At 70.4% G+C, this 22,251-nt stretch carries 21 protein-coding genes; 3 read left to right on the top strand and 18 right to left on the bottom strand.

The window, feature by feature from the left end:
• Positions 1-3: 3 nt before the first annotated feature.
• Genes CI089_RS13620 through CI089_RS13650 form a run of 7 tightly spaced genes read right to left on the bottom strand, consistent with a single transcriptional unit; the run spans position 4 to position 6,865 of the window.
• The gene (locus tag CI089_RS13620; protein WP_256977984.1) at positions 4-462 is read right to left on the bottom strand and encodes a GNAT family acetyltransferase; all 459 of its coding nucleotides are present in this window, start codon (positions 460-462) and stop codon (positions 4-6) included.
• Positions 459-1,460 (bottom strand): tRNA (adenosine(37)-N6)-dimethylallyltransferase MiaA, encoded by a 1,002-nt coding sequence (miaA, locus tag CI089_RS13625; protein ID WP_256977985.1) that lies wholly within the window; start codon positions 1,458-1,460, stop codon positions 459-461. The genes CI089_RS13620 and miaA overlap by 4 nt, the downstream gene beginning before the upstream one ends.
• A complete protein-coding gene (miaB, locus tag CI089_RS13630; RefSeq protein WP_094262014.1) occupies positions 1,457-3,007 on the bottom strand; it encodes a tRNA (N6-isopentenyl adenosine(37)-C2)-methylthiotransferase MiaB in 1,551 nt (516 codons plus the stop codon). The genes miaA and miaB overlap by 4 nt, the downstream gene beginning before the upstream one ends.
• Positions 3,008-3,043: 36 nt before the next feature.
• Positions 3,044-4,801 carry a choice-of-anchor G family protein gene (locus tag CI089_RS13635; RefSeq protein ID WP_094262015.1) on the bottom strand — a complete coding sequence of 586 codons (1,758 nt, stop codon included), beginning with the start codon at positions 4,799-4,801 and terminating at the stop codon, positions 3,044-3,046.
• A complete protein-coding gene (locus tag CI089_RS13640; RefSeq protein ID WP_094262016.1) occupies positions 4,798-5,550 on the bottom strand; it encodes a hypothetical protein in 753 nt (250 codons plus the stop codon). The genes CI089_RS13635 and CI089_RS13640 overlap by 4 nt, the downstream gene beginning before the upstream one ends.
• A 14-nt stretch (positions 5,551-5,564) precedes the next feature.
• Entirely contained in the window at positions 5,565-6,200 is a 636-nt protein-coding gene (locus tag CI089_RS13645; RefSeq protein ID WP_179223342.1) for a signal peptidase I, read from the bottom strand.
• Entirely contained in the window at positions 6,176-6,865 is a 690-nt protein-coding gene (locus tag CI089_RS13650) for a SipW-dependent-type signal peptide-containing protein (RefSeq protein ID WP_094262018.1), read from the bottom strand. The genes CI089_RS13645 and CI089_RS13650 overlap by 25 nt, the downstream gene beginning before the upstream one ends.
• A 292-nt stretch (positions 6,866-7,157) precedes the next feature.
• Between CI089_RS13650 and CI089_RS13655 the strand changes: the two genes are divergently transcribed.
• A complete protein-coding gene (locus CI089_RS13655; protein WP_094262019.1) occupies positions 7,158-9,740 on the top strand; it encodes a response regulator transcription factor in 2,583 nt (860 codons plus the stop codon).
• A gap of 12 nt (positions 9,741-9,752) precedes the next feature.
• Here CI089_RS13655 and CI089_RS13660 read toward each other — a convergent pair whose 3' ends face one another.
• From CI089_RS13660 to CI089_RS13705, 10 genes are all read right to left on the bottom strand, one after another.
• Positions 9,753-10,457 carry a regulatory protein RecX gene (locus CI089_RS13660; RefSeq protein ID WP_094262020.1) on the bottom strand — a complete coding sequence of 235 codons (705 nt, stop codon included), beginning with the start codon at positions 10,455-10,457 and terminating at the stop codon, positions 9,753-9,755.
• A complete protein-coding gene (gene recA, locus CI089_RS13665; protein ID WP_094262021.1) occupies positions 10,454-11,506 on the bottom strand; it encodes a recombinase RecA in 1,053 nt (350 codons plus the stop codon). Before recA ends, CI089_RS13660 begins: the two co-directional genes overlap by 4 nt.
• A gap of 277 nt (positions 11,507-11,783) precedes the next feature.
• Entirely contained in the window at positions 11,784-12,008 is a 225-nt protein-coding gene (locus CI089_RS13670; RefSeq protein ID WP_023951770.1) for a DUF3046 domain-containing protein, read from the bottom strand.
• Between the two features lie 15 nt (positions 12,009-12,023).
• The gene (locus CI089_RS13675; protein WP_023951772.1) at positions 12,024-12,344 is read right to left on the bottom strand and encodes a helix-turn-helix domain-containing protein; all 321 of its coding nucleotides are present in this window, start codon (positions 12,342-12,344) and stop codon (positions 12,024-12,026) included.
• 157 nt (positions 12,345-12,501) lie between these two features.
• Positions 12,502-13,047 carry a CinA family protein gene (locus CI089_RS13680; protein ID WP_094262022.1) on the bottom strand — a complete coding sequence of 182 codons (546 nt, stop codon included), beginning with the start codon at positions 13,045-13,047 and terminating at the stop codon, positions 12,502-12,504.
• On the bottom strand, positions 13,044-13,616 hold the full coding sequence (pgsA, locus tag CI089_RS13685) for a CDP-diacylglycerol--glycerol-3-phosphate 3-phosphatidyltransferase (protein ID WP_094262023.1): 573 nt from the start codon (positions 13,614-13,616) through the stop codon (positions 13,044-13,046). Before pgsA ends, CI089_RS13680 begins: the two co-directional genes overlap by 4 nt.
• Before the next feature lie 17 nt (positions 13,617-13,633).
• Complete coding sequence (locus CI089_RS13690; RefSeq protein WP_094262024.1) at positions 13,634-16,351, bottom strand: FtsK/SpoIIIE family DNA translocase; 2,718 nt, start codon at positions 16,349-16,351, stop codon at positions 13,634-13,636.
• A 48-nt stretch (positions 16,352-16,399) separates the two neighbouring features.
• Complete coding sequence (locus CI089_RS13695; RefSeq protein WP_094262025.1) at positions 16,400-18,076, bottom strand: ribonuclease J; 1,677 nt, start codon at positions 18,074-18,076, stop codon at positions 16,400-16,402.
• 51 nt (positions 18,077-18,127) lie between these two features.
• Complete coding sequence (gene dapA, locus CI089_RS13700; protein WP_023951777.1) at positions 18,128-19,105, bottom strand: 4-hydroxy-tetrahydrodipicolinate synthase; 978 nt, start codon at positions 19,103-19,105, stop codon at positions 18,128-18,130.
• Positions 19,106-19,285: 180 nt separating this feature from the next.
• Positions 19,286-20,128: a type IV toxin-antitoxin system AbiEi family antitoxin domain-containing protein gene (locus CI089_RS13705; RefSeq protein ID WP_179223343.1), complete on the bottom strand. Its 843-nt coding sequence runs from the start codon at positions 20,126-20,128 to the stop codon at positions 19,286-19,288.
• Between the two features lie 262 nt (positions 20,129-20,390).
• On the opposite strand from CI089_RS13705, the gene CI089_RS13710 reads away from it, so the two are divergent.
• Positions 20,391-20,930, top strand: coding sequence for an NUDIX domain-containing protein (locus tag CI089_RS13710; protein ID WP_094262027.1), 540 nt, complete (start codon positions 20,391-20,393; stop codon positions 20,928-20,930).
• Positions 20,931-20,960: 30 nt separating this feature from the next.
• Here CI089_RS13710 and thyX read toward each other — a convergent pair whose 3' ends face one another.
• Positions 20,961-21,713, bottom strand: a complete 753-nt coding sequence (gene thyX / locus CI089_RS13715) for an FAD-dependent thymidylate synthase (protein ID WP_094262028.1) — start codon at positions 21,711-21,713, stop codon at positions 20,961-20,963.
• A gap of 74 nt (positions 21,714-21,787) precedes the next feature.
• Here thyX and CI089_RS13720 point away from each other — a divergent pair, with 74 nt between their 5' ends.
• Positions 21,788-22,222 carry a TlpA family protein disulfide reductase gene (locus CI089_RS13720; RefSeq protein ID WP_179223362.1) on the top strand — a complete coding sequence of 145 codons (435 nt, stop codon included), beginning with the start codon at positions 21,788-21,790 and terminating at the stop codon, positions 22,220-22,222.
• Positions 22,223-22,251 lie beyond the last annotated feature (29 nt).

Below are 22,251 nucleotides of genomic sequence, written 5' to 3' on the forward strand. Positions count from 1 at the left end.
AGCTTAGGCGGGGCCGCCCGGCCCATCGACGACGAGGCGCTTGCCCGTCGACCACACGGTGAACGGCTCGTAACCGAGCTCGTCGTAGAAGCCGCCCACCGTCTCGTTCTCGGGACGCACCATGAGCTGCACCTTGGGGCACCCCATGGCCTCGAGCAGGCGCTCGGACTCGGTGACGAGCATGCGCCCGATGCCGAGCCCGCGGTGCGAGGGAGCCGACGCGAGGTAGTAGAGCCAGCCGCGGTGGCCGTCGTAACCGGCCATCACGGAGCCGACGACCGCTTCCGCCGTCCCGTCGGCAGGCTGATCGACGGCGACGAGGAACAGTTCGGGCTGAACCGTCAGCTTGCGCCTGATGTCGGCACGCGGGTCGTTCCACGGTCGTGTGAGACCGACCTCGTGCCACAGCTGGACGACCGCGTCCTCGTCGGCGAGCGCGAATGCGCGCACGGTGATGCTCACTGTTCCTCCCCCTCCGGCCGGGGTGCCGCGTCGGGACCGGCCGCCCCGTCGACGACGGATCCCGCGTCGACCTCGCGCGGGTCGACCCATCGCACGTTCTCATAGCGCTTGAACCACGAGACCTGCCGGCGCGCGTAGCGCCGCGTGAGGGCCTGCGTCTCGGCGATGGCCTCGCCCTCGCTCAGGTCGCCGCGCAGCTGCGCGACCGCCTGCGCGTAGCCGATGGCGCGGCCCGCCGTCACCCCGCGCTCGAGGCCCTGCCGCCGCAGCGCCTCGACCTCGTCGAGCAGCCCGGCGGCCCACATCCGCTCGACACGCGCGTCGAGCAACGAGACGAGCTCCTCGCGCGGCACCGCGGTGCCGATGATCCGCGTCCGAGGCGACCAGAGCACCGGCGCCTCGGGCAGCGCTCCGCCGTGGGTCCGTCCGCCCTGTGCCAGTACCTCGAGCGCGCGCACGACCCGCCGGCCGTTCCGCGGGTCGATGCGGTCGGCGGCGGCCGGGTCGGCGGCCCGCAGGCGCGCGAACAGCGGCTCCGCGCCGAAGCGTTCGAGTTCGTCCTCGAGGCTCGCGCGCAGCCGTTCATCGCGAGGCGGGAAACGGAAGTCGAACAGCACACTCGACGCGTACAGCCCGGAGCCCCCGACGAGGATCGCGTCCGCGCCCCGACCGTGGATCGCATCGATCGTGCGTCGCGCGAGCTCCTGGTACCACGCGACGGCGGCCTCTTCGGTGACGGCGAGCGCATCGAACAGATGGTGCGGGATGCCGCGGCGCTCGGCCTCGGGGATCTTCGCCGTACCGATGTCCATGCCGCGGTACAGCTGCATCGCATCGACGTTGACGATCTCGGCGGGGCGTCCGCGGGCGGCGAGCGCTTCGGCGAGGTCGAGGGAGAGTCCGGTCTTACCGGTGCCCGTCGCCCCGAGGACGGCCCACAGGGTCGGTGCCGCGTCGGCCCTGCTGGCGCCGACGCCCGGGCTCGGAGCTGCGGTCACACTCCCACGCGCAGCGACGGGAGGCCGAGCGACACCGGTCGCGGACCGCCGTCCGGCGAGGCCGGAGCCGGCACACCGCATGACTCGGCCAGCGAGCGGTCCCACGCGTCACCGGCCCGGGTGCGACGGACGCGCAGCGGCGAGCCGTCCGCGCTGTCGGCGAGCAGATGGAACGGTGCGGCATGCGTGACGGTCACGGTCACGACATCCCCCGGCCGCGGCGTCTGGGAGCCGTCGGGCACCTCGAAGTGCACGAGGCGGTTGTCCTCCGCCCGCCCGGTGAGCCGGTGCGTCTCGGCACCCTTCTTGCCCTCGGCCGACGACACCAGCACCTGGACCTCGCGACCGAGCTGCTTCTGGTTCTCCTCCAGCGCGATCCGGTCCTGCAGCGCGACGAGGCGTTCGTAGCGCTCCTGCACGACCGCCTTCGGCACCTGGTCCGGCATCGTCGCGGCGGGCGTGCCCTCGCGGATGGAGTACTGGAAGGTGAACGCGCTCGCGAAACGGGACTGCTCCACCACCCGCAGCGTGTCCTCGAAGTCGGCGTCGGTCTCGCCGGGGAACCCGACGATGATGTCGGTCGAGATCGCGGCGTGCGGGATGCGCTCCCGCACCCGGTCGAGGATGCCGAGGAACTTCGAGCTGCGGTACGACCGGCGCATCGCCTTCAGGATGCTGTCCGAGCCCGACTGCAGCGGCATGTGCAGCTGCGGCATGACCGCCGGCGTCTCCGCCATCGCATCGATGACGTCGTCGGTGAACGCCGCCGGGTGCGGGCTCGTGAAGCGGATGCGCTCGAGCCCGGGGATCTCCCCCGCCGCGCGCAGGAGCTTGCCGAACGCCTGGCGGTCGCCGAACTCGACGCCATAGCTGTTGACGTTCTGGCCGAGGAGCGTCACCTCGATCGCCCCGTCGTCGACGAGCAGACGGATCTCGTTCAGGATGTCGCCGGGACGACGGTCCTTCTCCTTGCCGCGCAGGTGCGGCACGATGCAGAACGTGCAGGTGTTGTTGCAGCCGACCGAGATCGACACCCAGCCGCTGTAGACCGAGTCTCGCTTGGTCGGCAGGGTCGAGGGGAACGTCTCGAGTGACTCGAGGATCTCGAACTCGGCCTCGCCGTTGTGCCGCGCCCGCTCGAGCAGGCCCGGGAGGGCGCCCATGTTGTGGGTGCCGAAGACGACGTCGACCCACGGCGCCTTCTGCTGCACCGCCGTCTGGTCCATCTGCGCGAGGCAGCCGCCGACCGCGATCTGCATGCCCTCGTGCTTGTCCTTGCGCGACTTCAGGTGTCCGAGGGTGCCGTAGAGCTTGCCGGCGGCGTTGTCGCGCACGGCGCAGGTGTTGATGACGATCACGTCGGCCTCGGTGCCGGGATCGGCGGGCAGATAGCCCGCGCTCTCGAGCGATCCCGACAGGCGCTCGGAGTCGTGGACGTTCATCTGGCAGCCGAAGGTGCGCACCTCGTACGTGCGCGCGCGGCCGTCGGCGGTGCGCGCCGCGAGCGACGGCGCGATGAGAGTGGGTGCGCTCGAGGGAGTCGACATGATTCCCTCATTCTACGATCGCGCTCGTCGGCACCGTCAGGGCGCCGTGACCGGCCCCGCCGTCGCCGTCGCGAACGTCGTGGTCGCGACACCACCGAGCCCGTCGGCGAGGCCCAGCCGCAGGGCCGCGACCTTGTACTCCGCGGTCGACTCGCCCGAGGCCGCCGTGAAGGTCGCGTCCGGTGGGGCGTTCGGCTGGTCGGGCTGCACGTTGACCATCAGTGACACGACCGACGGCAGGGCGGCGATCACACCGCCGAGCGCCGTCGTCACGGCGTTCACCGCGGTCGCGAGCGTGCTGCCGAGGGTCGTCAGCGCCCCGGTCACCGTGGTGGTGACGATGTTCGCCAGGGCGGAGACGAGGCCGCCGCCCAGGTTCCCGACGGTCGACAGCAGCTGCGAGACGTTGGGCAGACCGAGAGCGCCGAGGAGAGTGTCGATCGGTCCGATCGCGCCGGCGGCTTCCGCGTCGATCGTGAGCACCGCGGTCCCGTCCAGCAGGGCTCCGAGCGGACCGACGAAGCCGACATCGGCGGACAGGATGTTCAGCCCCGGAAGGTTGACCAGCGGCGGGATGGAGACTCCCGGCGCCGCCACGACGGCTTCGAGCGCGATCGTGACCGTCGCGTCGCGGAGTTCCGCGGTGAGTGCGGCGACGATCTGAGACGTCCAGTTGTCGAGCAGGGCGCCGGCCCGGTCGACGATCGGGTTCAGTACCGCGTCGTTGAGGACGACCTCGGTATTGGGAGGCGCATTGTTCAGCGACGGCAGCAGGGCGTCGAGATCGACGTCGATCGTGCCCGCCTGCAGATCGATCGTGACGACGCCGTCGGTGAGCGGCGTGTTCAGAAGCGTGGCGACCGACCCCAGCAGGTCGAGTCCCGTGATGGAGACGTTGCCGCCGACCGTCGTGGTGAGGACGCCGGGAAGTCCTGCGTCGATCCCGGCTCCGATGGACGAGCCGATGAGTCCCCCCGGTCCCGTCAGCTGAGCGACGGCGGCACCGAGCGTGTTCACGGCGGCCGTGGTCGTGCTCACCAGGCTCTCGACGACCGGCGCATCGAGCTGCAGGCCGAGTCCGGCGATGCCGTAGTCACGGACGACGGCGCTTGCGGGCGCGGTGTCGCCCCAGAGCTGATCGCGCAGCAGCGCGCACCCGTCGATCTGAGAGCTCGCCGCGACGGCGCCGATCTCGAGATTCGCGTCGGCGATGCCCGCGACAGCCGGAAGGATGCCGCTGAGCCCGACGCGCGCGCGGGCGGGAAGGGACGCCGGCGGTGTCGTGTCCGATACCAGCACGGCGCCCGAGTCGTTGATGAGTCCGGACGCGCCCGCGACCGATCCGTCCGTGGCTACCCTCGCGTACTGGTTCACGGCGCCGAGGGCAGCTCCCGGCAGCCCCACGGTGAAACCGGTGAGGTCGACGTTGATCGCGCCCAGTGCCGTGACATCGAACGGATTGGCGTACACGTAGGAGTCGGGGGGAACCGACCCGAGGTCGACCGCGTTGCTCGGCGAGACGGTGACATCGCGCGCACCGTCGAGCGCGAGGGCCATCTGCTCGAGGTCGGCGATCGCATCGAGGTCGAGCCCCAGAAGCGAGCCGCTCAGGAACCGGCCGGACGCGACGGCCCCGAAGCCCGTGCCGTCCGTGCAGTCGAGCGTCGAGGTGCCCACCTGTCCGTGCACCCATTCCGGGGTGTTCCACGCGGCGGTCGTCGCCGTGACCGTCATCGGCAGGCCCACGATGGCGACCGCGGCGATCGCGACGGCGGATCGGGTTCGGGTCTTCATGCGCGGACCTCCCGGCGGTGCAGGCGCAGGGCGAGCCCCGCGGCGAGGAGACCTCCGGCGAGCGCCAGCACCGCTGCCAGAGCGGACGGGTCGCCACCGGTCGCCGGGAGTCCGGGCAGACCGGTCACCGGCGCCGGGGATGGCGGCACCGGCGGAACGACATCGTCGATCGCGACGGCGGTGAGCCCCACACCGATGCGACCGGTCAGTCCCATCAGGGTCGTGTCGGCCCGCGCCTCGGCGCTGTCCTCGACGGCGAGCGTCACGAGCAGGCTGACGGGCGCGTCCGCCGCGAGCGCCGGAAGGTCGAAAGTCGGACTGGATGATCGGTAGTCGTGGGCCGGGGTCGCGACCGTGAGGAGGTCGGCGCCCGATGCGCAGACCGGCGCGTCGGGCAGCCCCGTCCACTCCTTCGCGCAGGACTGCACGGTGACCTCGAGGCCGCGCGGGTGCGCGACGAGGTCGCCGTCCTTGCGCAGTTCGAGAGCGAGGGTCGCGCTCGACGCATCCTCGAGACGCGCCTGCACCTGCCAGGCGTACGGGTCGCCGGGGCTCAGATCGGTGAAATCCACGGGATAGGGGTCGGAAGCCAGCACGAGACGTCCGGGCGCCCCCGTCTCGGGAACCGCCACGAGAGCCGCGGCGGCGGCTCCCGCCAGCAGCACGGTTCCCATCACGAGAAGCGCGACGGAAGCCGAGGCGGCCGTCATGACGGCTGCGCGGTGGCCGTGCGCCGATGCACGTTTCATGGACCTCTCCCTGTTCAGGTCTCGACGACGCCGGCGTGGGCACGCGCCCGGGTCGGCCAGAGCGCCCAGGCGATCGCGAGAGCGATCAGGATGCTGGCCGCCATCATCACGAGCGGCGTCTGCGCCCACAGTGCGATCGAGCCGAGCACCGGGGCGGACACGAGCACGCGGGGCGCCTCGTCGACGACGTAGGTCTGGCTGTCCGCGAAGTCGTTGTCGTCTCCCTGGAGCGTCAGTTCGCGTTCATCCGGCGCGGTGGCGACGGCATCGATGGCGACGATCCGGTGCGTCACCGGCTGGCCGGTGTCGGGGCGAGGGACGGTCACGACGTCGCCGATGCGCAGGTCGGCTGCGGGCGTCAGCTGCGAGACAGCCGCGGCCCCGACGGGCATCGTCGGCGACATCGAGCCGGTGACGAAGACGACGATCGACAGGCCCCAGATCCAGGCGGCCAGGAGCCAGGCGATCGTGACGATCCCGACCACGCCGATCAGCGTGATCACGACATCGCGGATCCGGCCGAGCCGGGAGGAACCGTCGGTAGCGGCTCCTCCCGGGTAGGCTGTGCCGCCACCGTCGAGTGCGCCCGCGGCGTCGTCGGTGATGGCGCGCGTCGACACGGTGATCAGGACTCCGCCTGGAACTCCCACGCGGGGGCCACGGTCAGCCCCATGTAGTCGTCGAGCGTCGTGCCCGGTGCGAGCGTCAGCGGATCCGGCAGCGAGATCTCGAAGCAGTAGACCTGCGTGCTGCCTGCGTCGGCGACCAGCGGCTGGCTGGCGCTCCCCCCGGTCGTCGCGAGAGGGCCGTCGGCGATGAGGGTCGCTGCCGCCCCGGCGGCGAAGGCGGTCGCGTCGCACGTGAAGGCAGCCGTGGCCGTCGCGACGCGCACGTTCATAGCGCCGAACAGGAGCCCCGCGGCATCGTTGGTGGTGACCCCTGCCGCCGGGACGCCTGCCTGAAGTTCGACGTCGCCGGCGATCGAGCCGGGTGCCGTCCGCAGCGCGACGGCCGCGTACACGGTGTCGCCGGGAGTCAGGTTCAGGGCATCCGGACCGAACACGATCTCACCGCCGGGGTTGTTCGGCTCGTCCACCCAGTCGGCCGCCGTGGTGAACGGCGCGACGGTGTTCTGCTGGACGGAGAACGTCGACGTACCGACCCCGGGGCCGCCGGCGCCGTTGCCGCCGAAGACCCATTCGGTGTCGGTCCAGGCAGCGAGCGTCGCGGTGACACCCAGCCCCAGTGCTGCCCCGCCGGCGGCGATGGCGAAGACCTTGCGGCGGGTCGTCCCCCGTGTGGTCGGAGTGTTCATGTGCGGAGTCCCCCTCGTGTCGACCGGCCTCGTGTCAGCCGGATTCGGTGCGGTTCGAGGTGACGCTAGGAACGGCGACGGTGACGCGACAGCAGTTCGCCGCGGGTTCGGTGGTGAATTGCGTAGCGACCCCGGCACGTGACCTCGACCGGCTGCGTGGACACGCAGCAGAACCGGTAGTCCTCAGTGCCGCCTCAGTAGTCCGAATCGGGTATACCGATAGTCCGGGTCGGGTCGGCTGGGTAGGTTGTGAAAAAACCCGAAACTCGCTGGGGAGAGGAGCTGGGGTTGCATGACACGGTGGGAGCAGGCGCACAGGTCGCGACGGAGTGATCACGAAGGAGACGACGTCATCGGGGACGGACGGCGTCCGGATGCCGTCGCGGACGCGCTCCTCGGCGGTCGATCGATCGTCATGGGCGGGCCGCTCGGGTCGGGGAAGAGCTATCTGCGCGCGCGTGTCGTCGATGCTCTCCGGCAACGGGGAGTCGATCCGATCGTCGTCCGCGCGTCCGCCGTGCTGCGACGCACGTACGCCGATGCCCTCGCGGCTGCATCCGATTCTCGGGCCCTCGCGCTGCTGCGCGACGAGCCCACCCCGCCATCGACGATCATCGTGGTCGACGATGCCCAGGAACTCGACGCGACGTCGCTCGCCGCGGTCTTCCGCGCGGTTCATTCGAACCGCGCGACCGCCCTCATCGCGGTGACCGAGCCCCGGCTCCCCACCGCCAGCCGTCACGACGTGGTCGACGTGATCCACGACCTGTGGCTCTCCGGGAACGCGGACCGGATCGAGCTCCCGCGGCTCTCGCCAGGCGATGCCGACCGGCTTCTGACGGTCTTCGCACCGCACGACCCTTTCGACAGCGTCACGCGCGCCGCGATCCTCTGGTCGGCGGACGGCTCGCGACTCCTGCTGCGCGCGCTCGTCGACGCGGGTCTCGCCGCATTGGCCGAGAACCGCGATCCGATCGCGGCCATCGCGGACGACGCATCGCACGGAGCCCTCGCGGCGGTGCTCCACGCCCACATGCGCGACCTCGACGACGAGCAGCTGCGCGCCCTGGTCCTCATCGACCGGGCGGCCGGGATCGCACGGGCCGACGCGACCCGGCTCGCTCGCGCCGCCGTCGTGCACGAGCTGCGGGTCTCGGGTCTGGTCTACGACGACGGCAGCACGAGTCACCGTCTCACCGCCAACCGGGTGCTGGCTCGGGCCGCCGAGCGGGCTCTGGGGCGAGACGTCTCCGAGGCAGTCGTCTCGGAGGCCCTGGACCGACTGCTGCGCGACGAAGGCCGGTGGTGGAGCACGCCCCTCGCCCGTCTCCTCGCGGATCGATGGGTGCGGACGGTCACCCGTCCCGCCGATCTCGACGGGGTGTCTCAGGGACTCGTCGAGCGCGTCATCCTCGACGCCGCACGCGAGGCGAACGACGCCGGTGATGCGTCGGATGCCGCGGCCTACGCCGCGTGGATGAGAGCCGACATCACCGTCCCCGCGATCATGCTCGAACACCGTTTCGCCGTCGCGAGGCTCGGCGCCCCGCCCACCGAGGATCGCGTGCTCGACGTCGCTGCGGATGAGCGCCGGCGGGCTCGCGCGCTCGTCACGTTCCCCTCGGTGAACGACACCGCGGCCGCACGAACGAGCAGCAGCGCGGCCGGCCGCGGTTCTCTCCTCCGCGCGCGTCAGGCCGTCGCGGATCTGCGTCTGCGGGACGCCGTCGTGTTGACGGAGCACGTGCGGCGCGATCCGGACACGTCGTGCCTGCGAGACCGTGTCGACGTCGAAATGCTCACGGGCATGGCACGTGCCTACCTGGGCGAGACCTCCGCGATGCTCGAGGCCCTGAACCGCGCGATGCGCCTGTTCGCTTCGGGCGCGAGCTTCGACGACACCTTCGACCGCCTCTCCGCGAGGTCGTACGACCTCGCGTGCCGCACCGTCGCCGGGACGGATGATGCGGAAGCCGTCGACCGCCTGGCCTTCGAACGGGATATGGCCGTGCGTGCGGGCGGCTCCGCGCTCGCGGCCGCATCGCTCGCGGCCGTGCTCGTCGAGATCAGACGCGGACGGGTGCTCTCAGCCCGACGCGAGCTGCACGCTGCCGCCGCGCGCGCCCCCTACCGGGGCGGGGAGTCGCTCGCGATGATCGAGCTCGAGACCGCCTACGGGTTGGCGCTCTTCGGGCATCCTCACGAGGCGAGGCAGGCGCTCGATGCTGTCGATGTGTCCTCCTCGGCGAGCCGGATGCTGCAGCATTCCCTCGTCTCGACGTCATCGGTCGTGGCCGCCGCCGACGGACGCATCGACGAGGCCCGCTCCTACGCCGCCGACTCGTGGGCCCTCAGCAGCGCGACGGATGCCGTGATGCTCCAGATCCGCGACGCGCACCGCCTCGCCGTCCTCGGCCACCCTTACGCAGAGCAGACCCTCGCCGAGGTCCGCGCCGCGGCCGAACGCGTCGAAGCGCCGACGGCGCACGCGCTTCTGCGCGATGCAGAGGCGGCGATCGCGGATGGGACAGGCGCGGGAAAGCTGTCCGCGCAGGTCCTGCAGCGTCTTCGCGCCGCCCTCTCGATCCGCGAGGAGCACGACGTCGACGCGACGGGGGCACCCCCCATTGCGACCACCGCGCTGACCGCGCGCGAGCGCGAGATCGCTCACCTCGTCGAGAGAGGACTGTCGAACCGACGCATCGCGGAGGTCCTCTTCGTCTCCGTCCGCACGGTCGAATCGCACATCTATCAGGCGCGGGCGAAAGTCGGAGCGGCGACGCGACGGGAGCTGGGAGCGATCGTCGCCCACGACGGCCAGGCCCACGACGACGGATCGGCCCCGCCCCGGAGGCAGATGAACGCCGGGGGCTGAGGGCCGAGGCGGTCAGGCGTCGTCGCCGGACAGCGCCTGACGGGCAGCGTCGAGCGCCACCGAACCGCGGAAACCACGCCGTGCCAGTTGTCCGTGCAGACGCCGCAGGGCCACATCGTGATCGAGACCGGACATGCCCCGAGCGCGCTGCCGCGCGAACTCGAGAGCGCGCTCTGCCTCGTCGTCGGGCAGCGAGGCCATGGCGATGTCGATGACCTCGCGGTCGAGTCCCCGGCGCGCCAGGGTCTGCGCGACCGCTGTCGCTCCCTGCGCCTTGCGCCCGAGCGCCCCGTCGAGCAGTTGCTCGGCCAGCCGGCTGTCGTCGAGATAGCCGTTGTCGAGGAATGCGGCGATGATCGCGTCGGCTTCGGCATCGTCGAGTTCGGCCTCGCGCAGGACGTCACGAGCCTCGCGCACCGAGAGAGACCGGCCGCGCAGCCGCTTGAGCAGCGTGCGTTCAGCGCGCGCACGCCCGGCCGTCCCATCAGCGCGCGGCGCGGCCGCCGACTCCCGAGGAGCCGATCGGAGCGCAGGCGCCGCGGCCGACGCCGCCGTGCGCGGGTCGGCGGTCCAGGTCGTGTGCCAGCGTGAGCTGTCGTCCGATTCAGCCGCGCTGCCGCGCCGCGGCTCTGACGCCGCGGCATCCGCCGCGCCGAAGAGTGGGATGACGGGGGCGAGACGCTCGGCCTCACCCCCGTCGCGATCCGTACCGCTCACGCCGGGCGGCGCGCCGCGAGCTCGTCGGCCTCGGCCGTCGCGGTCGCGGCGGGCTGACCGATGCCGAGCTTCTGCTTGATCTTGTTCTCGATGTCTGCGGCGATGTCGACGTTCTTGATCAGGAAGTTGCGCGCGTTCTCCTTGCCCTGACCGAGCTGCTCGCCGTCGTACGTGTACCAGGCGCCCGACTTCTTGACGATGCCGTGTTCGACGCCGAAGTCGATCAGGCTGCCTTCGCGGGAGATGCCGACCCCGTAGAGGATGTCGAACTCGGCCTGCTTGAACGGCGGCGCCATCTTGTTCTTCACGACCTTGACGCGCGTGCGGTTGCCGACGGCCTCGGTCCCGTCCTTGAGCGTCTCGATACGGCGGATGTCGAGGCGGACGGACGCGTAGAACTTCAGCGCCTTGCCACCGGCCGTCGTCTCGGGCGAGCCGAAGAAGACGCCGATCTTCTCGCGCAGCTGGTTGATGAAGATGGCCGTCGTCTTCGTCTGGTTCAGGCCACCCGTGAGCTTTCGGAGGGCCTGCGACATGAGGCGCGCCTGCAGGCCGACGTGCGAGTCGCCCATCTCGCCCTTGATCTCAGCCTCGGGAACGAGCGCCGCGACGGAGTCGATGACGACGAGGTCGATCGCGCCGGACCGGATCAGCATGTCGGCGATCTCGAGCGCCTGCTCACCCGTGTCGGGCTGGGAGACCAGCAGCGCGTCGATGTCGACGCCCAGCTTCTGCGCGTAGGAGGGGTCGAGCGCGTGCTCGGCGTCGATGAACGCGGCGATACCGCCCGCGCGCTGCGCGTTGGCGATGGCGTGCAGGGTCAGCGTCGTCTTACCGGACGACTCCGGGCCGTAGATCTCGATGATCCGGCCGCGCGGGAGCCCACCGATACCGAGGGCGACGTCGAGGGCGATCGACCCGGTAGGCACAACCTCGACGGGCGCACGCTCGTCGGAGCCGAGGCGCATGACCGAGCCCTTTCCGAACTGACGGTCGATCTGGGCGAGGGCCGATTCGAGGGCCTTCTCGCGGTCAGCGGGTGATGGCATGGCGTGCTCCTTATGCTCGCGTTTCCGACGCCTGTAGGCTGTCGCGCTCCCGGCACGGTGCCGGGATGCTGCGACAAGGCATGGTGTGTCTCTCGACGCTGTCCACGGTACGGAGGGCCTCCGACATCGGTCGGCGGCCGGCCCGCATCCGGGGATCCTCGACGGGAGGAACCACCTGTGCAGGACACTACGCCCGTTTCGAACGGATATTCGACGACACGCCGAAAGATCACGGCCGACGTCGAACACGCCAGGACGGAGACGCCCCGACGACGAGTCAGCGCTCGCGCGGATCCAATCGGCCGACCCCGTAGCGCCGCGACTCCGGCACGTCTGCTTCGACGCACAGCGCCAACCAGACGGCACGCGGCGACTCACCCGCATCCAGAGCCTGGCGTGCGGTGCGGTCGCCCAGCGGGCCCAGAGCGAGATCATCGATCAGCGCCGGACCGCGACCGCCGAACTCCGCCGCGACGGCGCGATCGAACTCACTGCGACGCATGGAAGTGATCGCTGGTCAGTGCAGCGAGAGCTCGGGGGCGACGAGGTCGCCGTCGAGACCCGCGATGTCGTCGGGAACGACATCCGACAGCACCGGGAGTCCTTCGAGGACGGAGATGCGGTCGCCGACTTCACGCATGATGCTCGAGATGGGAACGTCGAGCGCCTCGGCCACGGAAGCGAGGATCTCGCTCGAGGCCTCCTTCTGTCCGCGCTCGACTTCGCTCAGGTAGCCCAGTGCGACGCTCGCGCGGCTGGCGACCTGTCGCAGCGTACGACCCTTCTGCAGGCGGAGGTCACGCAGAACGTCGCCGATCTCCTGTCGAACCAAGATCATCTCGGACCCCCTCCTTCGTCGTGGTGCTCGCTCGTCCCGGGTGGACAACGGTATCTCATCAGCACGTCACCCTAGCCCGCTCCCGCTGTGGGTCGCATGAGAGTTGACACGCGCTGCTCACGATGACAAGAACGACGGCCGCGCCGTGCGTATTCCGTCACAGCGCGTCGAGCGCCAATCGGATCGCACGGGCCGTGGCCTCGGCCCGGATCTGGGCGCGATCGCCGTCGAGTCGCAGGCTCTCGATGCGCACGCCCAGCGCGGTGGCGACGGCGATGTGCACCGTCCCGACGGGCTGCCCGTCCGGAGACTCCGGGCCCGCGATCCCCGTGGTCGCGATGCCCACGTCCGCCGCTGTATCCCCGGGGCCGAGCGCGACGCGAGCCCCCTCGGCCATCTGACGTGCGACCCGAGGGTGGACCGCCCCGTGGGCTTCCAGGAGCGCGCCGTCGACATGCAGCAGCCGTTGCTTCAGCTCGGTCGCATAGGCGACCACTCCCCCGCGCAGGACGGCCGATGCCCCCGAAACGGCGACGAGCTCCGCGACGACGAGACCGCCCGTCAGCGACTCGGCGACGGCGAGCGTCCAGCCGAGTTCGCCGAGTCGGTCGATGAGCCGCTCCGCATCCGTACGCCGGCCGGTCGAGACGAGGGTCGACTCCACGTCGTCCGGCAGGTCGTGCACGTGCTCGCGCGCCGTCACGATGCCGCCCCGCTCCGCCGAGCACCGCGGACGGCTGTGATGACGTAGTCGATCCCGCTCGCGACGGTCAGCAGCACCGCGATCCACATCGCGATCGTGTTGACGATGTGGATGCCGTCGCCGAAGACCGTCCACAGCGGAAGGAGTGCCAGCGAGAGCGCGACGGCCTGCGCGACCGTCTTGAGCTTGCCCATCCAGGCGGCGGCGACGACATGGTCGCCCGCCACGATGAGCCGGTGCACGGTGATCCCGAGCTCACGCACGAGCACGATGATCGTGACGGCCCAGGGCAGCTCCCCGAGCAACGACAACCCGATGAACGCGAGGCCCGTGAGGACCTTGTCGGCGATCGGGTCGAGCAGCTTCCCGAGATCGGTGACGATGCGGTACTTGCGTGCGAGGTACCCGTCGATGCCGTCCGTCGCGATCGCGACGATGAAGAGGACACCGGCCCACCAGCGCAGAGCACCGTCGGAGCCCCCGTCGACGAGCAGCAGCCACAGGAAGACGGGCGCGCACAGAATGCGCACGATCGTGATCGCGTTGGGCAGTTGCCTGGGGATCGCCACGGTGCCGAGCCTATCCGTCAGTCGCGCCCGGTGAGACCCCAGGCGTCTTCGGAGGCGTCGTCACCGTCGACGACCTCCAGCCCCTCGAACTGCGCTTCGACGGGGTCGACGGGCGCCGCGGCGGCAGCCGGGGCGGGCGGATCCTCTCCGCGCAGACGTGCGAGAACGGCCGGAAGCTGGTCGGGAGTGACGAGGACATCGCGCGCCTTCGACCCCTCCGAGGGGCCGACGATCTCGCGCGACTCGAGGAGGTCCATGAGGCGCCCGGCCTTGGCGAACCCGACGCGCAGCTTGCGCTGCAGCATCGAGGTCGAGCCGAACTGCGTCGACACGATCTGCTCGGCGGCCGCGAGGAGAAGCTCGAGGTCGTCGCCGATGTCGGCGTCGATCTCCTTCTTCTCGGCGACGGCGGCCACGTCGGATCGGTACTCGGGCTGCGCCTGGCCCTTGACGTGGGCGACGACCTTCTCGATCTCGGACTCGGCGACCCAGGCGCCCTGGACGCGGATGGCCTTGGACGTGCCCATCGGCAGGAACAGGGCGTCGCCCTGACCGATCAGACGGTCGGCCCCCGGCTGGTCGAGGATGACACGCGAGTCCGTGACGCTCGTGACGGCGAACGCCAGTCGCGACGGCACGTTGGCCTTGATGAGCCCCGTCACGACATCGACCGACGGCCGCTGGGTCGCGAGCACCAGGTGGATGCCGCTCGCTCGCGCGAGCTGGGTGATGCGGACGATCGAATCCTCGACGTCGCGCGGCGCGACCATCATGAGGTCGGCGAGCTCGTCGACGACCACCAGGAGGTACGGGTAGGGCTTGAGCACGCGCTCGCTGCCGGCCGGCAGCTGGATCTCACCCGCGACGACCGCCTTGTTGAAGTCGTCGATGTGACGGAACCCGAACGACGCGAGGTCGTCGTATCGCATGTCCATCTCTTTCACGACCCACTGCAGCGCCTCGGCCGCCTTCTTGGGGTTCGTGATGATCGGGGTGATCAGGTGGGGCACACCGGCGTAGCTCGTGAGCTCGACGCGCTTCGGGTCGATGAGGACCATCCGGACGTCGCTGGGCTTCGCCCGCATCAGCAGGCTCGTGATCATCGAGTTCACGAAGCTCGACTTACCCGACCCGGTCGATCCGGCCACCAGGAGGTGGGGCATCTTGGCGAGGTTGGCCACGACGAATCCGCCGCCGACGTCCTTGCCGACGCCGATCGTCATCGGATGCGTCGACGATGTCGCCGCGTTGGACCGCAGGACGTCTCCGAGGGTCACGATCTCGCGGTCGGTGTTGGGGATCTCGACGCCGATCGCGCTCTTGCCGGGAATGGGCGCGAGGATGCGCACCTCGTTCGAGGCGACCGCGTAGGCGATGTTGTTCGTCAGCGCCGTGATCTTCTCGACCTTGGTGCCGGGGCCGACCTCGATCTCGTACTGCGTCACGGTCGGCCCGCGCGAGAACCCGGTGACCTTGGCGTCGATCGAGAACTGCTCGAAGACCCCGGTGATGGCCCGCACGATCGCGTCGTTGGCCTCCGAGCGCGTCTTCGCCGGCGTTCCGGCGCCGAGCGCGGCCACGGCGGGCAGCCGGTAGGGCGTCGCAGGGGGCTGACCGTGGAAGTCACCGCCGAGGCCCGTGAGCCCGGGCAGCTCGTCGATCTCGCCGGTGTCGTGGTCGTCGCGCACGGCGGTGTCGGCCGCGCGCCCCGAGCGCGCCGCGGTGGCGGCCCGCTCGATGACGGCGGGGTCGATGATCTCGGTCGGCGCATCGGGAAGCGGGGGCGGAGTGGCGACAGCCTGCTCGAACCCGCCGGCGACAGAGCCGGCGACGGAGGGACCGAGGAGCTCGGTGAGATCCTGCGACGCACTGCCGTCGTCGGGGTCCTCCTCGCGGCCGCTCTTGTTGCGACGCCACCAGGGCAGCGCGTCGTCACCGTCGTCGGCATCCTCGTCGGCAGCCGGCGCCGGCTTCTTGCCCTTCTTCGGCGAGAACGCGACCGTGGGGGCTTCGCCGTCGGGGTCGGCGACGGGACGCTCGGCCCCGAACATCCAGGCGTACAGGTCTCCGAGCCGACTGCCGATACGGTTCGGCGGCGTCTTGGTGAGGATGAGGATGCTGAGGACCGTCACGAGACCCAGGACGGCGGCGGCGCCGTATGCCGTCAGGATGGTCAGCGGCTCGCCGACGGCCCATCCGAACAGACCGCCTGACGCGCTCAGCTGGAGCGCGCCGGCCTTCGGCTCGGGACGCGCACCGAAGACGTGGCAGAAGCCCGCGACGGAGAGGATGAACAGCCCGAATCCGATGCCGATGCGTCCGTTGTCGTTCACCGACGCGGGATGCCGGAACAGCCACCCCGCGAGGAAGAGCAGCAGCACCGGCATGATGAACGCCTCGCGGCCGATGAGGAAGCCCACCGTGTACGCGCTGACGAGCGTGCCGGCCTCGGTTCCGATGAGGAACCACTCGACGGCGGCACCGGCGATCGCGAGGAGCACGAGCAGGAACGGCAGCCCGTCGCGGCGCTGGTCCTTCTCGAGGGTCTCGGGACCGAACGCGCGGAACATCCCGCCCGTCGCGTGGGCGAGCCCCATCCATGCGCGCGCGATGACCGGGGGCCGCTCGGACTCGTCGACGTACCGCTTGGGTGTCGGTTCGCTCTTCCGGGCGCGCGAGGTCGAGGTCTTCGCCGGTGCGCGGCGTCCGGAGGGCGCGTTCGTGCTCCTGGCCATTCCTCCACGGTACGCGGGGGTTCCCCCATTACCGCGGAACGACGCGGGTCAGGCCTCGATGACGACGGGGACGATCATGGGGCGCCGACGCAGCGACTGGTTGACCCAGCGGCCGATCGTGCGGCGGACGACCTGCGACAGCGCGTGGTTGTCGCGGGTTCCCGACTGCACGGCCTCTGCAAGCGCCGCCGCGATCTTCGGCTTGACGCTCTCGAACACCGCGTCATCCTCCGCGACACCGCGGGCGTGGATGTCCGGTCCGCTCACGACGCGTCCCGTCTTGCCGTCCACGACGACGATGACCGAGATGAAGCCCTCTTCACCCAGGATCCGGCGATCCTTCAGGTCGGCATCCGTGATCTCGCCCACCGTCGACCCGTCGACGTACACGAATCCGATGTCGAGCTGACCGACGACCTCCGCGACGCCACCCTTGAGGTCGACGACGGTGCCGTTCTCGGCGAGGATCGTGCGCTCCTCCGGAACACCGGTGTCCTGCGCGAGCTTCGCGTTCGCCATCAGGTGGCGGTACTCGCCGTGCACGGGCAGTACGTTGCGGGGCTTGAGGATGTTGTAGCAGTACAGCAGCTCGCCGGCGGCGGCGTGACCCGACACGTGCACCTTGGCGTTGCCCTTGTGCACGACGTTGGCGCCGAGCTTGGTCAGCCCGTCGATGACGCGGTAGATCGCGTTCTCGTTGCCGGGGATCTGGCTCGACGCCAGGATGACCGTGTCGCCCGGACCCGGCTCGATCGCGTGCTCGAGGTTCGCCATGCGCGAGAGCACGGCCATCGGCTCGCCCTGCGAACCGGTGGACATGTAGACGATGCGATCGTCGGGCAGGTCCTTGGCCTTCTTGTAGTCGATGAGCACGCCGTCGGGGACGTTGAGGTACCCGAGGTTCTCGGCGATGGTCATGTTGCGGACCATGCTGCGGCCGAGGAACGCGACACGGCGACCGTTCGCGGCCGCGGCATCCACGACCTGCTGCACGCGGTGGACGTGGCTCGAGAAGCTCGCGACGATGACGCGGCGCGGCGACTTGCTGATGACCTGGTCGAGCACGGGACCGATGCCGCGCTCGGTCGGCGTGAAGCCCGGCACGTCGGCATTGGTGGAGTCGACGAGGAACAGGTCGACGCCTTCCTCGCCCAACCGGGCGAACGCGCGCAGGTCGGTGATGCGGCCGTCGAGCGGCAGCTGGTCCATCTTGAAGTCGCCGGTGGCGAGAACGAGCCCCGCGGGGGTGCGGACGGCGACGGCGAGCGCGTCGGGAATCGAGTGATTGACCGCGATGAACTCGAGGTCGAACGGGCCGACCTGCTCCTCCTGGCCCTCAGCGACCGTGAGGGTGAAAGGACGGATGCGGTGCTCCTTGAGCTTCGCCTCGATGAGGGCGAGCGTCAGGCCCGAGCCGATGAGGGGGATGTCGCCCTTGAGCTTGAGCAGGTACGGAACGGCGCCGATGTGGTCCTCGTGGCCGTGGGTCAGCACGACGCCGACGATGTCGTCGAGGCGATGCCTGATCGGCTCGAAGTCGGGGAGGATCAGGTCGACGCCGGGCTGGTGCTCCTCGGGGAAGAGCACGCCGCAGTCGACCACGAGGAGCTTGCCCTCGTACTCGAAGACGGTCATGTTGCGGCCGACCTCGCCGAGACCGCCGAGCGGGTAGACCCGCAGCGTTCCGGGTTCGAGAGCGGGCGGGCTGAAGACGTTCGTGGGCATTGGCACGCTTCCTCGGGACGCCGACGTGCGCGGCATCCTCATTGTTTTCGTCTAGCGGGTCGTCCCGTGCACCTTGGGCAGCGCACCGCCGGCGGCGGCGTTACGGTCGGGACGGAAGTTGGAGAAGTCGGCACCGGGGACACCCGAGACGAGCGCGAGCTCGTCCTCGATGATGGCGGCCTCCCACTCTTCGGGACCGACGAGGGGCAGGCGCACGCGCGGGCTCGAGATGCGTCCCAGGCCGTGCAGGATGTACTTCGCGCTCACGGTGCCGGGGACGTGCGTCATGACCGCGCGCACGAGCGGCTCGAGGCTCTTGTGCGCCTCGGTCGCGGCCGCGAGGTCTCCCCGGTTCACCGCGTCGACGATCGTGCGATACGGGGTCGCCGTGATGTTCGCCGTGACGCCGATGAGGCCGCTCGCGCCGATCGAGAGGTGGGGCAGGACGTTGGCGTCGTCACCGGAGAAGTACATGAGGTCGGTCTGATTGAGCACGCGGCTGACCTCGCTGAAGTCGCCCTTCGCGTCCTTGACGGCCAGGATGTTGGGGTGCTTCGCGAGGCGCAGGATCGTCTCGTACTTGATCGGCACGCCGGTACGACCCGGGATGTCGTACAGGATGACGGGCAGATCGGTCGCATCGGCGACGAGGCGGAAGTGCGTCAGGATGCCGGCCTGCGTGGGCTTGTTGTAGTACGGCGTGACGATCATGATGCCGTCGGCGCCGGCCTTCTCGCTGGCCTTGTAGAGCTCGATCGCGTGCGCGGTCTCGTTCGAGCCGCCGCCCGTGATGATCTTCGCGCGTCCGGCCGAGACCGACTTGCCGACCTCGACGAGGCGGAGCTTCTCGGGGTCGGTGAGCGTGCTCGTCTCCCCCGTCGTGCCCGTCACGACGATGCCGTCGGCGCCGGCGGTGATGACGTCGTCGATGTGCTTCTCGACGGCGGGCCAATCGACTTCACCGTCGGCGGTCATGGGGGTGACCAGCGCGACGAGGACCTGTCCGAAGGGATTGCCCGAGTGCGTCATGGTCTCAGGGTATCGGTTCCGCCTTTGCATCGCGTATGACCGACGGGCTGACTCCCGGTCGCCGATACGTTCGCAGGACCGGAGGTGCTGGTGGCGGCACGGCAGCGCCGCGAGGCGACATCCGCCCCGCCGGTCCGACGGATGTATCGGTAGTCATGCCTCCGGCGCCCGCCCGCGGGCTCAGCGGCGCCGGAGGATCGCGTCCAGCCGGGCGAGAACGGCCCGCTCGACGCGGGGCCAGTCGAAGACGACGAGGGAGTAGTCGAAGCGCAGAGTCTCGTAGCCGATCGCCGCCGCTTCGGCGTCGCGCACGAGATCCTTGTGCCGCAGCGACGGGCCCTCGTGGTTGAGACGGCCGTCCACCTCGATGATGAGGCACCCCGCGACGAGGAAGTCGACCCGCCCCACACCCGGGATGAGCACCTGACTCTCGACGGAGATGCCCAGCCGAGAGAGGCGCAGCCGCAGGAGAGACTCGAGCCCGCTGTCGGCATCGGGACGAGCAAGATCGACGAGGTATCGGAAGCGGGCCGGGAGCGTCAGGCGTACCTCCGCCCGGTCCGCGCGCGTGAGCAGGCCGAGCCGCCACGCCGACTCGAACGCCACGAAGAACGCCTCGGCGCCGAGGCATGAGGCCGCCTGCACGAGTGCGTGGACGAGCGAGACGGCACCGAATGCCGCGGCATCCCCGTCGTGATGGGTGACGCAGCGGCATCCCGGGTGCGCATGCACACGACCGGCACGCCCGACCCGCACGTGCAGGCGTTCCTGCGGCTCGAGCACCCACACGCCCCGCCGGCGCAACGCCGAGGCGCAGCACACCTCGCCGCCGTGGGCAGCGGCTTCGACAACGGCCGGCTCGGCATCCGGAGCCGCGTAGACGCCGTGCCGGACTCTGACGAGCGCGCCCCTTTCGACCGCCCGCGCCAGCTGCAACCGCGTGACGCCTCGCGAAGTCAACCAGCGCGACCGCACGCACCCGCCCATCGCGCGGATCCTCGTGGCCAGTTCGTATCCGCTCATGCACCGACGTTCGCCGCGAACGCGAGCTCGTCGCTCAGGGCATCGGCCGTCTGTGGACGGAGCGGACCCGCGGCGGACTGGGGAGGAGCGCCGAGCGACCTCGAGCCGGATACAACCGTCGGACTCGCGGTACAGGATGCGCCTCGAAGGCCGGCCGACGCGACACCAACCCCGTCGGTCCGACGGATGTATCGCCGCACCGGCGCGGGGCGCCCGGCGCGGGGCGCGGGGCGCGGGGCGCGGGGCGCTCTAGGGTTGCCGCATGGCCTGGACGACCCGGAGCACCCGCACGGCGTACGAGAACCGATGGATATCCGTCCGCGAGGACGAGGTCACCGGTCCGGCGGGCGACGGCATCTACGGCGTCGTCGAGATGCGGCATCCGGCCGTCTTCGTCGTGGCGATCGACGACCGCGATCGGGTCTGCTTCGTGGAGGTCGACCGCTACACGACCGGACGTTCGCTCGAGGTGCCCGCCGGCGGGAGCGACGGCGAGGACGCGCTCGACGCCGCGAAGCGGGAGCTCCTCGAGGAGACGGGTCTCACCGCCGAGGCGTGGCAGCCCATCGGGCGGATGAATGCGCTCAACGGCATCGCGGTAGCGCCCGAGCACGTCTTTCTCGCGCGCGGCCTCGCGCCGGCGGAGGATGCCACGACGTCTCAGCTCGAAGAGGGCATCGAGCGCGTCGTGTGGATCCCGTTCGCCGAGGCGCTGCGTCAGGTCGCCGAGGGGCGGATCGACGACGGCGAGACGGTCGCCGCCCTCGCCTATGCAGGCATCAGCCTCGGCAGGTTCGTCTGAGTCGAGCCCGGGCCGCCGCCCTCCGACGTGTCAGGGGGCGACGCGGCCGTTGGCGTTGAACGCCGCGTGCGTCAGCGGCATGAGCTCACGCCAGAAGGTCTCCATCTTCTCGGCGCACATCTCGATCTCGCGCTGCGGGAACGAGGGGAAGTGCGTTCCCTCGACCTTGGTCCGCAGCGACAGGAAGTTCATCAGCGAACGGGCGTTGACCGTGACGTACATCGACGAGTAGATGTTCAGCGGCAGCACGATGCGTGCGACCTCGCGGGCGACCCCGGCGTCCAGCATCCGCCGGTAGGCCTCGTACGCCTGGATCGACGCCTGCCGCGTGCTCTCGTCGACGACGGCGAACTGCTCGTCGGTGCCGGGGAGGAACTCGTACGCGCCGGGCTTGCCGACCTGGTTGAGGTTGCGCTCACGGGCGGGAACGTAGAACACCGGGCGCAGCTCGCGGTAGCGGCCCGACTCCTCGTTGTACGAGGCCATGCGGTGCCGCATGAACTCGCGGAACACGAAGATGGGCGCCTGCACGTAGAAGGTCATCGAGTTGTGCTCGAAGGGCGAGCCGTGTCGGTCGCGCATGAGGTAGTTGATGAGGCCGCGGTCGCGACCGGATGCCTCGGTGCCGGCGGCAGCGGCGTCCAGGGTCTGCTCTCCCTGCGTCGACACGCGAGCCGCGAACAGGACGTCCGAGTCGGCGGCGCTCGAGCGGATGAGCTCGACCGTCACATCGCTGCGGAACTCGATCTCGGGATTGGTCGGGGTCTGCTCGGCGTCGCTCACAGCTTCAGATTACCCCCGGCGCCCGAGTGCTCCCGGCCGCTCGCGACGGTCTACTGTGGGCTGTTGTGGAACTCATGGCGGTGGCGGTCGTCCTGGCCTGCCTGTTAGCGGTAACAGGTGGGATCGGAGTCTTCCTGCGGTGGCGTGCCTCGCAGCCCTACCCCATCCCCCGTTTCGACGTCGTCGACCCGCGTCGGCTCGGCGCTGCTCCCGATGCGCTGGGCCGGACCGCGACGCTCCTGCAGTTCAGCACCGAGACCTGTCATCGCTGCCCGGCCGTGCACCGCACGCTCGCGGAGATGGCGCGCGACTGCGACGACGTCGTCCACCTCGACATCGACGTGACCGACCGCCCCGACATCGCGCGTCGGTTCCAGATCGCGCAGACGCCCACGACGCTGGTCCTCGACGGGCGAGGCGTCGTGCGCACGCGTTTCGGCGGTGCACCTCGCCGGGATGTCGTGCAGCTCGAGATCCTGAGGCTGCGAGCCGACTCCGCCTCGGTCTGAGCGCGCGGACGGAAGCTGTCAAGACGTTC

The sequence above is a fragment of the Microbacterium sp. Yaish 1 genome (assembly GCF_002245215.1).
Lineage (GTDB): Bacteria > Actinomycetota > Actinomycetes > Actinomycetales > Microbacteriaceae > Microbacterium.